Origin of the sequence: Finegoldia sp. (assembly GCF_046991905.1) — a bacterium.
Taxonomy (GTDB): Bacteria; Bacillota; Clostridia; order Tissierellales; family Peptoniphilaceae; genus Finegoldia.
The window spans coordinates 1-13,107 of the sequence record NZ_JBKWZF010000037.1 but is presented as its reverse complement, the minus strand read 5'-3'; the positions used below and the strand labels follow the sequence as shown (position 1 = coordinate 13,107).

Annotated in this window: 17 protein-coding genes; all 17 read left to right on the top strand. The window is 40.4% G+C overall.

All coding sequences use genetic code 11. The features are described from left to right. A partial coding sequence (locus ACLUJM_RS10525; protein ID WP_412412789.1) for a VaFE repeat-containing surface-anchored protein occupies positions 1–1,772 on the top strand: 1,772 nt, incomplete at its 5' end. A gap of 147 nt (positions 1,773–1,919) precedes the next feature. Further along, positions 1,920–2,243 carry a YdcP family protein gene (locus ACLUJM_RS10520; RefSeq protein ID WP_006354975.1) on the top strand — a complete coding sequence of 108 codons (324 nt, stop codon included), beginning with the start codon at positions 1,920–1,922 and terminating at the stop codon, positions 2,241–2,243. 14 nt (positions 2,244–2,257) lie between these two features. Continuing rightward, a complete protein-coding gene (locus tag ACLUJM_RS10515; RefSeq protein ID WP_065977959.1) occupies positions 2,258–2,641 on the top strand; it encodes a YdcP family protein in 384 nt (127 codons plus the stop codon). 95 nt (positions 2,642–2,736) lie between these two features. After that, a complete protein-coding gene (locus ACLUJM_RS10510) occupies positions 2,737–3,150 on the top strand; it encodes a DUF3788 domain-containing protein (RefSeq protein WP_021360144.1) in 414 nt (137 codons plus the stop codon). 106 nt (positions 3,151–3,256) lie between these two features. Next, on the top strand, positions 3,257–3,715 hold the full coding sequence (locus ACLUJM_RS10505) for a VOC family protein (protein WP_029469534.1): 459 nt from the start codon (positions 3,257–3,259) through the stop codon (positions 3,713–3,715). Positions 3,716–3,781: 66 nt separating this feature from the next. Continuing rightward, positions 3,782–4,195 (top strand): DUF3795 domain-containing protein, encoded by a 414-nt coding sequence (locus ACLUJM_RS10500; RefSeq protein ID WP_161129244.1) that lies wholly within the window; start codon positions 3,782–3,784, stop codon positions 4,193–4,195. A gap of 64 nt (positions 4,196–4,259) precedes the next feature. After that, positions 4,260–4,802: a DUF3795 domain-containing protein gene (locus ACLUJM_RS10495; protein WP_161129243.1), complete on the top strand. Its 543-nt coding sequence runs from the start codon at positions 4,260–4,262 to the stop codon at positions 4,800–4,802. 99 nt (positions 4,803–4,901) lie between these two features. Then, positions 4,902–6,296: an FtsK/SpoIIIE domain-containing protein gene (locus tag ACLUJM_RS10490; protein ID WP_412412788.1), complete on the top strand. Its 1,395-nt coding sequence runs from the start codon at positions 4,902–4,904 to the stop codon at positions 6,294–6,296. A gap of 191 nt (positions 6,297–6,487) precedes the next feature. Next, a complete protein-coding gene (gene mobT, locus ACLUJM_RS10485; protein ID WP_074088949.1) occupies positions 6,488–7,678 on the top strand; it encodes a MobT family relaxase in 1,191 nt (396 codons plus the stop codon). A 14-nt stretch (positions 7,679–7,692) separates the two neighbouring features. Continuing rightward, positions 7,693–7,827, top strand: coding sequence for a DUF3789 domain-containing protein (locus tag ACLUJM_RS10480; protein ID WP_021361465.1), 135 nt, complete (start codon positions 7,693–7,695; stop codon positions 7,825–7,827). Beyond that, the gene (locus tag ACLUJM_RS10475) at positions 7,828–8,049 is read left to right on the top strand and encodes a hypothetical protein (protein ID WP_006354966.1); all 222 of its coding nucleotides are present in this window, start codon (positions 7,828–7,830) and stop codon (positions 8,047–8,049) included. It abuts the gene before it with no gap. A gap of 36 nt (positions 8,050–8,085) precedes the next feature. Continuing rightward, positions 8,086–8,622 carry a hypothetical protein gene (locus tag ACLUJM_RS10470; RefSeq protein ID WP_412412787.1) on the top strand — a complete coding sequence of 179 codons (537 nt, stop codon included), beginning with the start codon at positions 8,086–8,088 and terminating at the stop codon, positions 8,620–8,622. 195 nt (positions 8,623–8,817) lie between these two features. Then, positions 8,818–9,315, top strand: coding sequence for an antirestriction protein ArdA (locus ACLUJM_RS10465; protein WP_161129241.1), 498 nt, complete (start codon positions 8,818–8,820; stop codon positions 9,313–9,315). A 20-nt stretch (positions 9,316–9,335) separates the two neighbouring features. Then, positions 9,336–9,836 carry an antirestriction protein ArdA gene (locus ACLUJM_RS10460; RefSeq protein WP_412412790.1) on the top strand — a complete coding sequence of 167 codons (501 nt, stop codon included), beginning with the start codon at positions 9,336–9,338 and terminating at the stop codon, positions 9,834–9,836. Between the two features lie 112 nt (positions 9,837–9,948). After that, positions 9,949–10,338, top strand: a complete 390-nt coding sequence (locus ACLUJM_RS10455; protein WP_074088958.1) for a conjugal transfer protein — start codon at positions 9,949–9,951, stop codon at positions 10,336–10,338. Beyond that, entirely contained in the window at positions 10,325–12,775 is a 2,451-nt protein-coding gene (locus ACLUJM_RS10450; protein ID WP_161129240.1) for an ATP-binding protein, read from the top strand. The genes ACLUJM_RS10455 and ACLUJM_RS10450 overlap by 14 nt, the downstream gene beginning before the upstream one ends. Beyond that, positions 12,775–13,107 (top strand): CD3337/EF1877 family mobilome membrane protein (locus ACLUJM_RS10445; RefSeq protein ID WP_412412786.1); only part of this gene is annotated, 333 nt, incomplete at its 3' end. The genes ACLUJM_RS10450 and ACLUJM_RS10445, both read left to right, overlap by 1 nt.

Sequence of the window (13,107 nt, the reverse complement as noted above, 5' to 3'; positions counted from 1 at the left end):
ATCTGACACAGATTACAGAGGACGGCGACCTTGCCGTATTATCTGGAAGCAATCAATACCATGTTTCTGATAAAGTCATTCGTGGCGGTGTGAAAATCCAGAAACGAGATTTAGAAACCAAAGACACGAAAGCTCAAGGCGGTGCGACTTTGAAAAATACCGCCTTTGAAATCATTTCCTTAAATGATAACGCTGTCTTGGTTGAGGGCAAGTTATACAAGAAAAATGAAGTAGTAAAGACAATTCATACCGATATTGAGGGTATCGCTTCTACTTCTGCTGATTTATTGCCTTACGGAAAATTCAGACTGTCTGAACAAAAACCACCAGAGGGTTACTTAATTAACGGTGCAAAGCCGATTGATTTTGCAATCACAGAAAATGGAAAAATCGTTGATTTGACTGACGAAGCCCACTCTATCTATAACCAGATTAAACGTGGCGATATTGAGGGCGTAAAAATTGGTGCAGGTTCGCACAAGCGTCTTGCAGATGTTCCGTTTAGGATCACAAGCAAGACGACGGGCGAAAGTCATGTTGTTGTAACTGATGATAACGGACAATTCTCTACTGCTTCTGATTGGGCTTCCCACAAGCACAATACCAATGCAGGAAAAACAAGCGAGGACGGTGTGTGGTTTGGTACTTCTGAACCAGACGACAGCAAAGGTGCATTGCTTTATGATACCTACATCATTGAAGAATTACGCTGTGAAAGTAACAAAGGCTTTCAACTTATTCCACCGTTTGAGATTGTTATTTCCAGAAATAAAGTAGTGGTTGATTTAGGTACATTGACTGATGAATACGAAAAAGAAATCACTATCCATACTACCGCTATCAGCAAGGACGGCGAAAAGACTATTCTTGCTGGGAAAGACGTAACTATCATTGATACAGTCAAATTAGACGGTCTTGTAAAAGGAACAAAATATCAGTTGAAAGGCTGGCAGATGTTGAAAGAAGAAAATGAAGAACTTCTTATCAATGGTAAACGAGTAGAAAATGATTATACTTTTGTCGCTGATGAGGAAGCTATGAAAGTGGAAATCGCTTATACATTCAATGCGTCTGCTCTTGGCGGTAAGAACCTTGTAACCTTTGAGGAATTGTATGATTTAAGCAATCCAGAAGAACCCGTGAAAGTTGCGGAACACAAGGATATTGAGGACGACGGACAGACGGTGCTTATCATAGAACGTATCATCAAAATTCATACGACAGCTACGGACAAAGACGGCAAAAAAGAGATTGAAGCTGGAGAAGATATAACTATCGTTGATACAGTTAAATTAGAGGGCTTAGAAGTCGGTACGAATTATCAGCTTGTGGGCTGGCAGATGTTAAAAGAAGAAAATGCAGAGCTTATCATCAATGATAAGCGAGTAGAAAATGATTATATCTTTACGGCTGACAGCGAAACTATGGAAGTAAAGATTGCGTTTACTTTTGACGCTTCCACTTTTGGCGGTAAACAGCTTGTAACTTTTGAGGAATTATACGATTTAAGCAATCCAGAAGAACCTATCAATGTTACAGAGCATAAGGATATTGAGGACGACGGACAGACGGTTACTATCAAGGAAGTACCAGAAACACCTACCCCAGAAGAACCAGAGAAGCCAGCTACACCAGATACACCAACAAGAACAGACAGCCCCAAAACGGGCGACAATACAAATATCCTTGCCTTTGCAATTATGATGTTTGTTTCTGCTGGTGGTCTGGCTGGTACATACTTTTTCAAACGCCGTAAGATGAAGAAATCATAAGGCGGTAGCTGTATGAGAAAAGAAAAATCACGCTCTCCGCCGTAGCTTAGATAGGCAGACTATACCTATTCTGGCTTGCTGGTACTTTCCTAAATGCCAGAATACACACATCAATCAAACTTAAAGAAAGAAACGAGGTAAAACAATATGGAATTAAAATATATCGTGCCGAATGTGGCACAGACTTTTGGAAACTTGGAATTTGCTGGGGAAAACAAAGTAGACCAGCAACGTATCAATGGGCGTTACACTCCCGTATCAAGAAGTTACAACTTGTATTCAGATATTCAAAGAGCCGACGACATTATTGTTGTGCTTCCTGCAAAGGCTGGCGAGAAGCATTTTAAGCCAGAGCAGAAAGTAAAACTGATTAACCCACGCATTACCGCAGAGGGTTACAACGTCAAAGGACGTGGATTTACAAACTACATTTTAATGGCTGATGATATGTTACCAGCAGAAAGCAAATAAGGGGGTATCTGATTATGAGATTAGCAAATGGAATTGTATTAGATAACGAAAAAACTTTTGGAGTATTGAAATTCTCTGCACTTCGACATGAGGTGCGTGTAGAAAATGAGGACGGAACGACAAGTGATGAAATTAAGCGTCGTACTTATGATTTGAAATGTAGTGTGCAGGAACGCATGATACAAGTGTCAATCCCCGCTGATGTTCCCGTAAAGGACTTTCCTTATAATGCGGAAGTGGAGTTAATCAATCCCGTAGCTGATACGGTTGCAAATGCCAACTTTAGAGGGACTACGGTTGATTGGTATATCAAAGCTGATGATATTGTATTGAAGAACAAAGGCGGTCAAGCTGGAAATCCGCAGAACAACGCTCCGCAGGGACAGCAGAAAAAGTAAGCTGACAAACTAGTTTTTCATTGTAGCAGATATAAACAACTGTTATAATATGGATGTGGAAACAGTTAATTTAGACTTATAAAGGAGAAATGTGTATGCTAGATAAAATACCTAATGCAGAGGAAATGACTGCTTTGGTCGGACAATCATTATATAGTGTATGGAATGAATTGTGTGCCTTGATTGATGAAAAGTATGAAATGGAATGTCTATGGAATAAAGGTGGCAAAGCATGGAATTATGAATATAAGTATCGTCGAGGTGGCAAAACATTATGTGCCTTATATGCTAGAGAAAACTGTGTGGGATTTATGATTATCTTAGGTAAAGATGAACGGTTAAAATTCGATACAGATAGAGATAATTATTCAAAAGAAGTTCAGAGAATTTATGATGAAACAAAAACTTACCATGACGGAAAATGGCTGATGTTTGAGCCAACAGATACAACTTTGTTTGACGATTTTGTTAAACTTTTGAGGATAAAAAGAAAACCAAATAGAAAGTAGTTTATTACCACACCATTAGCAAATGGATAGTTTCTTATAATAGCGGATATATGAAAATGCTGTCATGTGGACATAAAGAAAATTGGAAGTTGTGGAGGTAGCAAAAATGAAATTAAAAAACCCTATGTTGGTAGTAACTGATATAGATAAATCAGTTGAGTTTTATAAAAAGGTTTTTGGACTTCATGTCATTATGGATTTTGGGGCAAATAAAACTTTAACAGGTGGCTTAGCCTTACAGACAAGTGAAACATACAAAGAGTTTATCGGTACAAGTGATATTTCTTTTGGTGGTAACAATTTTGAAGTCTATTTTGAAGAAGATGATTTTGATAAATTTGCTGATAGGCTGAAAGAATATGATATTGAATATGTCCACCCTATTATAGAACATTCATGGGGACAGCGTGTAGTCCGCTTTTATGACCCAGATAAACATATTATCGAAGTTGGAGAAAACATGAAAATAGTATGTAAGCGTTTCTTAAATAGCGGAATGACACCAGAACAAGTTGCAAAACGCATGGACGTGCCTATGAAATTTATAAATGCCTGTATGAGATAAATTCTTGTTTGTGGAAGTCAATAAATACAAAGATAAATTAGAATTTGTTGAAAGGAGTAAACAACTATGAAAATGTCAAAAGAAAAAATTGATATAAGCATGTTTGCCCCATGCGGAATGAATTGTAAGGTTTGTTATAAGCACTGTTACAATAAAAAACCTTGTTCTGGGTGCTTGAATAGTGATAAAGGGAAACCAGAACATTGTCGTAAATGCAAAATAAAGGATTGCATCAAAGGAAAATCGTTATCCTATTGTTTTGAATGTGATGAATATCCATGTAAGTTGATTAAAAATCTTGAAAAAAGCTATAACAAACGGTATCAAGCAAGTCTTATAGAAAATAGCCGTTTTGTTCAAGGACATGGTTTGGAACATTTCATGGAACAGCAGAAAATAAAATATACTTGTCCTAAATGCGGTGGCATTATTTCTATTCACGATAAAGAATGTAGCGAGTGTCAAGAAAAAATGAAATAACAAAATTTCAGTTTGTAAAAGTCAATAAATACAAAGATAAATTTGAAGTTAGGAGACTAATACTATGAAAGGATTTGAACGCAAAAACCAATTATTTTCTCTTTGCGGATTGAATTGTGGACTATGCCCTATGCTTTTGGGAAATTACTGTGGCGGTTGTGGCAATGGTAATCAATCATGCAGAATTGCGAAATGTAGTCTTGAACATGGAAAGATTGAATATTGCTATGAATGCAGACAATATCCATGCGAAAAATATCAACACATAGATGATTATGATTCTTTCATCACGCATAAACGGCGAAAAGCAGATTTAGAAAGAGCGAAAAACATAGGCATTGAGCAATATAATCTTGAACAGCAGGAAAAAATAAAAATTCTTTCCTACTTGCTTTCTAACTATAATGATGGACGTAGGAAAAATTTCTTTTGTGTGGCAGTCAATTTATTAGAACTTTCAGAAATACAAGAAGCCATAAAACAAATACAATTAAATGATGGATTGTCCTCACTACCATTTAAGACACAATGTTTGTATGTGGTAGAGGTGTTTCAAAAGATTGCCGACAAAAGAAATATAAAGTTGAAACTTATTAAGAAAAAATGATTTGTAACTTCCAGTTTAACAATTTCATATCCATATACACAAAGCAGTTAGTCTTAGGATTGCCTGCTTTTTTCGTACCCAGAAAGGAGTGATTGATTTATGCACATGATTTTAAATAAAGGACACCGTATCAGAGCCAGCGATAAGAACCTTGTATATCGCTTTTATGCAGGTACGTTTCTATTTTTATTCCTAGCGGTACTATTGCTCTTGAACATGGGACAGCTCATGCGTACCGATTGGGAGCATTTCAGCTTATTAGAGAACAGCTTTTCCCTTACAGCCTACAACTTTATAACCATATTGATAGCGACGGGTATATGTGTACTTGTCGCTTTTCTGTATTACCACTTCTTTTACGACAGCTTCAAGAAGTTACTGCACCGTCAAAAGCTGGCACGCATGGTATTAGAGAATAAGTGGTATGAAGCAGAAACGCAAAAGGACAGCGGTTTTTTTACTGACCTGCAAAGCAGATCAAGGGAAAAAATCGTCTGGTTTCCAAAGATTTATTATCAAATGGAAAAGGGACTGCTTCATATCCGCTGTGAAATCACGCTGGGAAAATATCAAGACCAGCTTTTACGGTTAGAGGATAAATTGGAAAGTGGCTTGTATTGTGAACTGACCGACAAGACCCTGCACGACGGCTATATCGAATATACCCTGCTTTATGATATGATAGCGAACCGTATTACCATTGATGAAGTACGGGCAGAAAACGGCAGTCTTAGGCTGATGAAAAATCTTGTCTGGGAATATGACGCACTCCCTCACGCTCTTATCGCTGGTGGGACGGGTGGCGGTAAAACTTATTTTCTGCTGACGCTCATTGAAGCCCTACTGCATACCAACGCTGTCCTTTACGTCTTAGACCCGAAAAATGCGGACTTAGCAGACTTGGGGACAGTTATGGGAAATGTGTATCACACCAAAGAAGAAATGATTGATTGCGTCAATGCCTTTTATGAGGGCATGGTACAGCGAAGCGAGGAAATGAAGCGACACCCGAACTATAAGACGGGCGAAAACTACGCCTATCTGGGACTGCCACCCTGCTTTCTTATCTTTGATGAATATGTGGCGTTTTTTGAAATGCTGGGGACAAAAGAAAGCGTGAGCTTACTTAGCCAGTTAAAGAAAATCGTTATGTTAGGGCGACAAGCAGGTTATTTCCTTATTGTTGCCTGCCAGCGTCCAGACGCAAAGTATTTCTCGGACGGTATCAGAGATAACTTCAATTTCCGTGTGGGACTTGGGCGTATCAGCGAATTAGGTTACGGTATGCTGTTTGGTTCAGATGTGAAAAAGCAGTTTTTCCAGAAGCGTATCAAGGGGCGTGGCTATTGTGATGTGGGAACAAGCGTTATCAGTGAATTTTACACGCCTTTAGTCCCGAAAGGACATGATTTTTTGCAGACTATCGGCTCTCTTGCACAAGCAAGGCAGGACGGGACGGCGACGTGCGAAGCGAAAGGCGACGGCACGGACTAGCCGTTGCTGGTGTGGCGGTAGCCACGCCAGCAGATACAAGCCCCTCAGTATCTAACAGAGGGGCACAAATACATTGGAAACTGGTATAAAAAGTCTTGGAAGTCCGCATGGCATAAGGCTTTTTACAAGTTTCAGTCTTTTGTGATATGAGCCTTAAAATATCACAATTTCATAGATTGGGGGTATCGTAACTGAAAGATAATGATTTTTTAACCGTCTTGAAAGCGAAACGTAGCGATTACGGCGTATCGCAGACAAGACTTGCACTCATGGCTGGTATCAGCCGTGAACATTTAAACCGTATCGAAGCTGGAACGGTGGCACTTACCGAGGATATGAAAACAAAGCTGTTAGAAGCTGTTGAAAAATTCAATCCCGACGAACCGCTGTTCCTGCTGTTCGATTATGTGCGTATCCGTTTTCCCACAATGGATATTAAGCACGTTATCAAGAATATTCTGAAACTGAATATCGACTATATGCTCCATGAAGATTACGGGCACTACAAATACACCGAGCATTACTATATCGGGGACGTGTTTGTTTACACTTCACAAGATGAAGAAAAAGGCGTACTTTTAGAACTCAAAGGCAAAGGCTGTCGCCAATTTGAAAGCTACCTGCTGGCACAAGAGCGAAGCTGGTATGACTTCTTCATGGACGTACTCATTGAGGGCGGTGTGATGAAACGTCTTGATTTGGCAATCAATGATAAAGCGGGCATACTGGATATTCCAGATCTGACCGCTAGATGCACAAGTGAGGAATGTGTTTCTGTGTTCCGTTCCTTTAAGTCTTACGCTTCTGGCGAGCTGGTAAAGCACAACGAAGCTGACAAGGTAGGCATGGGACATACGCTGTATATCGGTTCTTTGAAATCAGAGGTTTACTTCTGTGTGTATGAAAAGAATTATGAGCAGTACGCAAAGCTGGGAATACCGATTGAGGAAGTCCCGATAAAGAACCGATTTGAAATCCGCTTGAAAGATGAACGTGCTTATTATGCCGTCCGAGATTTGCTGACTTATTACGACGCAGAAAGGACGGCATTTTCGATTATCAACCGTTATATCCGTTTTGCTGATAAAGAACCAGATAAACGAAAAAGCGAATGGAAAACCAATGCACGCTGGGCTTGGTTCATTGGCGAGGGACGACCACCTTTGAAATTAACTTCACAGCCAGAACCTTATACGCTGGAGCGTACATTAAGGTGGGTGGAAAGACAGGTAGACCCGACGCTTAAAATGCTGGAAGAAATCGCAAAGAAAACGGGTGTCGATTATCTCAAAGAAATAAGAAAGCATACAAAGCTGACAGAGAAACACGAACAGATAATTGCACAACAGACCGCTTCCCCAGAGGAAGTGATAGTAAAGTAAAGGAGCATGGAAACATGGAACGAATACTATTTGATTTTCTTTTCCTTACGCTTGGCATGGGGCTGGGCGTAATACTGATGTGTTTAATGCAGGCAGGAAAAGAAGCAGACAAAGAAATGGAACGATTAAAAGAAAGTGAGGACAAATAAATGAATTTCGGACAAAATTTATACACATGGTTTTTAAGCAACGCACAATCACTTGTGCTTATGGCTATCGTGGTAATTGGTATCTACTTAGGGTTTAAGCGTGAGTTTTCAAAGCTCATCGGCTTCTTGGTGGTTGCCCTTGTCGCTGTTGGATTGGTATTTAATGCTGGCGGTGTCAAAGACGTATTGTTAGAGCTGTTCAATAAGATTATTGGAGCGTAGCGAATTTCATTGTTATGACAATTTAGAAATGATATAATGTGGGTACGAAGAAACAGAGAAATTAGAATTTTATGGAGGGAAAAGGTAATGGCAAAAGAAAAGGGTTCGTTCAAAGAGTTTCTATCGGCAGTTGCACCAGAATATCAAGCATTTGTCGAGAAACTTAATAACAAACTTATTGAACAAGGCTGTGACCTTGTAATCAAGGAAGCAAAGAGCGGTTATGCTGCTTCATACCAACTAGAGAAGAAAACTGTAATGAATTGGGTGTTTCGGAAGTCGGGGGTTTTGGCACGTATTTACGGAGACAATGCTGGCAAGTATGAGGATATAATCGCTTCTCTGCCTGCTGAAATGCAAAAGAAAATGACTACTTCTCGTGACTGTAAGAGACTTATTGACCCTACTGCTTGTAGCGATACCTGTGTTAAAGGTTTTGTTTATACATTAAATGGCGATACACATAAAAAATGCCGTAATGACGGAATGTTCTTCCTACTGACAAACGAAACAGCGGAGCATATAGCTAGGTTGGTCTGTGCAGAGGTTACTGTGCGTAAGTCGGCTTCATAGCGACAGAATAGTTAAGTTCGATAAATTCCGGTTTGTTAGACTGTCAATTTTCAATTTTACAACTTCATACCCACATACAAGCGGTAATCTGAAAAAGGTTATCGCTTTTTTCATATCTAAGTTTAAGATTGGAATGATAGATTGAAAGATTTTTTTTAGGATATGCAAACAAAAAATGAAAGGACGTGATAACCTATGCTGGAATTACGAGTATTGCTGGAAACGAAACAACCGATAAATGATGAAATCCGTTCTGCTTGGTTTCTCTTGCCGATTGATGAAGAAGAATTGCAGGAACGATTAGGCGTGGACGCAGAAAGCGAGGACTATCGTATTCTGGAAAAAGAACTGCCCTTTGCTGATGATGTGGGCGAAGATACGACCATTGAACGATTGAATGATATGTACCGCACTTATGAAAGTCTGCCAGCGGATTTAAAGGAAGATTACGACGAGCTGATGTGTTATTTTACTAATCTGGACGAATTGCACCAGCATAGAAACGATATTATTCATTATTCATGGTGTAAGAACATGACCGACGTTGCCCGTCATTTGCTGGATAATGACCCTGCCTTTGCTTCCATTGAAGAACGTCTTGCCCGTTACTTTGACTTTGAAGCCTACGGACAGTATCTTGATGATAACGGACGCTTTCTGGAAACGGAACACGGTATTTATGAAATACCGTAAAAGCGAGGTGGTGTTTTATGATTGAAGATATGGCGGTGTATATCGCTAATCTTGGAAAATACAATGAGGGTTATCTGGTAGGCGATTGGTTTCGTTTCCCCTTGAATGAGGAAGAAATCGCAGAGCGTATCGGTTTAAATGCCGAGTATGAAGAATACGCCGTCCATGATACTGAAAACTTCCCTATGGAAGTATCGGAATACATTTCCATTGAGGAATTAAACAATATCTATGATATGCTAGAGGACTTTCCTGACTATATCGTAGACAGCCTGGACGAGTTTATCTCTCATTATGGAAGTCTGGAAGAATTAGCAGAACACACCGACGAGATTTATCATTATCCCGATTGTGAAACTATGACGGACGTTGCTTACTACTATATTGATGAATTGCAGATGTTGGGGGAAATTCCACCGCAGTTACAAAATTATATCGACTATGAAGCCTACGGACGTGATTTATCCATTGAGGGAACATTTATTGAAACAAGTAGCGGTATGTGTGAAATACCATATTAGAGCTGGAAGATCAGCGACAAGTATTGTTGCTTCTGACAGCTCATTTCTATTTAGGGACAGTCTGAAAACGGCTGTCCTTTTCCATTTCAAAGAAAGGAGTTTTTCTGAAAGTATGAAGAAAATTAAAAGCTACACGGGTATCTGGAACGTGGAAAAAGTCTTGTATGCAATCAATGACTTTAACCTGCCCTTTCCCGTTACCTTTACCCAGATTACATGGTTTGTCATTACAGAATTTATCATCATTCTTCTTGGCGACCTGCCACCGCTTTCCATGATTGAGGGAGCGTTTTTAAAATACTTCGGTATTCCCGTTGCTCTCACATGGTTTATGAGCCAGAAAACCTTTGACGGCAAGAAGCCTTACAGCTTCCTAAAGTCCATGCTGACGTATGCTGTCCGACCCAAAATCATTTATGCAGGAAAAGCCGTAAAACTGCATGAGCAGAAGCTAAATGAAACTATCACGGCAGTTAGGAGTGTGACTTATGTTCCCGATTAAATATATCGACAATAACCTTGTCTGGAACAAGGACAATGAGGTGTTCGCCTATTATGAGCTGATACCGTACAATTACAGCTTTTTGTCGGCTGAACAGAAATATATCGTGCATGACAGCTTCCGACAGCTTATCGCACAGTCCCGTGAGGGTAAAATCCATGCGTTACAGATTGCAACGGAAAGTTCTGTAAGAAGTATTCAAGAACAGTCAAAAAAACTGGTGTCTGGCAGGCTTCGTGATGTGGCGATACAAAAGATTGACGAGCAGACAGAAGCCCTTGTATCTATGATTGGCGACAATCAAGTGGACTACCGTTTCTTCTTAGGTTTTAAGCTCATGGTAACGGAGCAGGAAGTCAATCTAAAGAACATGAAGAAATCCTTATTTATGACGGTCAAGGAATTTCTAAATGAGGTCAATCACACGCTGATGAATGACTTTGTTTCCATGCCGACTGATGAAATCAACCGCTATATGAAAATGGAAAAGTTGTTGGAAAACAAAATCAGCCGACGCTTCAAGGTGCGACGTTTGGATAAAAACGACTTCGGGTATCTCATGGAACACCTTTACGGCAGGGACGGTGTCGCTTATGAGGACTACGAATACAGCTTACCTAAAAAGAAGCTGAAAAAGGAAACCCTTATCAAGTATTACGACCTTATCCGACCTATCCGTTGTCTGATTGAAGAAAGCCAGCGATACTTACGTCTGGAACATGAGGACAGCGAAAGTTATGTAACGTATTTTACCGTCAATGCGATTGTCGGTGAGCTGGATTTTCCGTCAAGTGAAATCTTCTATTTCCAGCAACAGCAGTTTATCTTTCCCGTCGATACGTCCATGAATGTAGAAATTGTAGAAAACCGCAAGGCACTTTCCGTTGTCCGTAACAAGAAAAAGGAGCTGAAAGATTTAGACAATCACGCTTTTCAGTCTGGAAGTGAAACAAGCTCCAATGTGGTGGACGCATTAGACAGCGTGGATGAGCTGGAAACAGATTTAGACCAAAGTAAAGAAAGTATGTACAAGCTCTCTTATGTTATCCGTGTATCTGCTCCCGACTTGGACGAGCTGAAACGCCGTTGTGATGAAGTCAAGGACTTCTACGACGATTTGAACGTAAAACTGGTGCGTCCTGCTGGCGATATGCTTGGACTTCACTCTGAATTTCTCCCTGCCAGCAAGCGATACATCAATGACTATGTGCAGTATGTAAAGTCCGACTTCTTGGCTAGTCTTGGATTTGGAGCGACACAGCAGTTAGGCGAAAACACGGGTATCTATATCGGCTATTCCGTTGATACGGGAAGAAACGTGTACTTACAGCCGTCGATTGCAAGTCAAGGAATTAAAGGGACTGTTACCAATGCTTTAGCTTCTGCCTTTGTAGGAAGTCTTGGCGGTGGCAAGTCATTCTGTAACAACTTACTTGTGTACTATTCTGTTCTCTTTGGCGGTCAAGCAGTCATCTTAGACCCTAAGAGCGAGCGTGGAAATTGGAAGAATACCCTGCCAGAAATTGCACATGAAATCAATGTCGTAAACCTTACCAGTGAAAAGGAAAATGCAGGACTTCTTGACCCGTTTGTGATTATGCGTGATGTCAAGGACGCTGAAAGTCTGGCAATCGACATACTCACATTCCTTACGGGTATTTCGTCAAGGGACGGTGAAAAATTTCCCGTACTTCGTAAAGCGGTTCGCTCCGTCGTTCAGAGCGACCAGAGAGGGCTATTGCACGTTATTAAGGAATTGAGAAAAGAAGATACACCAATCGCCCGTAACATTGCCGACCATATCGACAGCTTCACAGATTACGACTTTGCACATCTTCTGTTCTCTGACGGTACGGTGGAAAATGCTATCAGTCTGGAAAACCAGCTCAACATCATTCAAGTAGCGGATTTGGTATTACCCGACAAGGACACGACCTTTGAGGAATACACAACCATTGAGCTGTTATCCGTATCAATGCTGATTGTCATTTCTACCTTTGCCTTAGACTTTATCCACTCGGACAGAAGCATTTTTAAGATTGTGGATTTAGATGAAGCGTGGGCGTTCCTCAATGTAGCACAAGGCGAAACGCTGTCAAATAAGCTGGTGCGTGCTGGACGTGCTATGAACGCAGGTGTTTACTTTGTTACCCAGAGTGCAACGGACGTATCAAAGGAAAGTCTGAAAAACAATATCGGTTTAAAATTCGCATTTCGCAGTACCGCTATTGAAGAAATTAAGCAGACATTGGAATTTTTCGGACTGGATAAAGAGGACGAGAACAACCAGAAGCGACTTCGTGATTTAGAAAACGGACAATGCCTATTTCAAGATTTGCGTGGGCGTGTCGGTGTCATTCAAGTACACCCCGTCTTTGAAGAATTACTGACCGCCTTTGATACCAGACCGCCAATCAGCAGAAATGAGGTGGAGTAATGAAAGAAAGGATAAAAGGTGCGTTCACAAGAAAAAAGATATTTCACTTTCTCAAAATGGCTCTGTTCGTCATGGGACTTACCCTTATCCTGCTTTCACTCTTGGGGACGGTAGCTCATGCGACGGGACTTGTGGACGACACAATAAATGCAGAAAACCTTTACTCAAAATATCCGCTGTCAAACTATCAGCTAGACTTCTATGTAGATAATAGCTGGTCGTGGCTTCCGTGGAATTGGCTGGACGGTATCGGAAAATCGGTGCAATACGGGCTTTACTGTATTACCAACTTTGTCTGGACTATTAGCTTGTATCTTTCCAATGCGACGGGA

Bases quoted from the DNA above. Each gene is read 5' to 3' on its own strand.
- ACLUJM_RS10520 (WP_006354975.1), top strand. From the start codon at position 1,920: ATGGAATTAAAATATATCGTGCCGAATGTGGCACAGACTTTTGGAAAC.
- ACLUJM_RS10515 (WP_065977959.1), top strand. From the start codon at position 2,258: ATGAGATTAGCAAATGGAATTGTATTAGATAACGAAAAAACTTTTGGA.
- ACLUJM_RS10510 (WP_021360144.1), top strand. From the start codon at position 2,737: ATGCTAGATAAAATACCTAATGCAGAGGAAATGACTGCTTTGGTCGGA.
- ACLUJM_RS10505 (WP_029469534.1), top strand. From the start codon at position 3,257: ATGAAATTAAAAAACCCTATGTTGGTAGTAACTGATATAGATAAATCA.
- ACLUJM_RS10500 (WP_161129244.1), top strand. From the start codon at position 3,782: ATGAAAATGTCAAAAGAAAAAATTGATATAAGCATGTTTGCCCCATGC.
- ACLUJM_RS10495 (WP_161129243.1), top strand. From the start codon at position 4,260: ATGAAAGGATTTGAACGCAAAAACCAATTATTTTCTCTTTGCGGATTG.
- ACLUJM_RS10490 (WP_412412788.1), top strand. From the start codon at position 4,902: ATGCACATGATTTTAAATAAAGGACACCGTATCAGAGCCAGCGATAAG.
- ACLUJM_RS10480 (WP_021361465.1), top strand. From the start codon at position 7,693: ATGGAACGAATACTATTTGATTTTCTTTTCCTTACGCTTGGCATGGGG.
- ACLUJM_RS10475 (WP_006354966.1), top strand. From the start codon at position 7,828: ATGAATTTCGGACAAAATTTATACACATGGTTTTTAAGCAACGCACAA.
- ACLUJM_RS10470 (WP_412412787.1), top strand. From the start codon at position 8,086: ATGTGGGTACGAAGAAACAGAGAAATTAGAATTTTATGGAGGGAAAAG.
- ACLUJM_RS10465 (WP_161129241.1), top strand. From the start codon at position 8,818: ATGCTGGAATTACGAGTATTGCTGGAAACGAAACAACCGATAAATGAT.
- ACLUJM_RS10455 (WP_074088958.1), top strand. From the start codon at position 9,949: ATGAAGAAAATTAAAAGCTACACGGGTATCTGGAACGTGGAAAAAGTC.
- ACLUJM_RS10450 (WP_161129240.1), top strand. From the start codon at position 10,325: ATGTTCCCGATTAAATATATCGACAATAACCTTGTCTGGAACAAGGAC.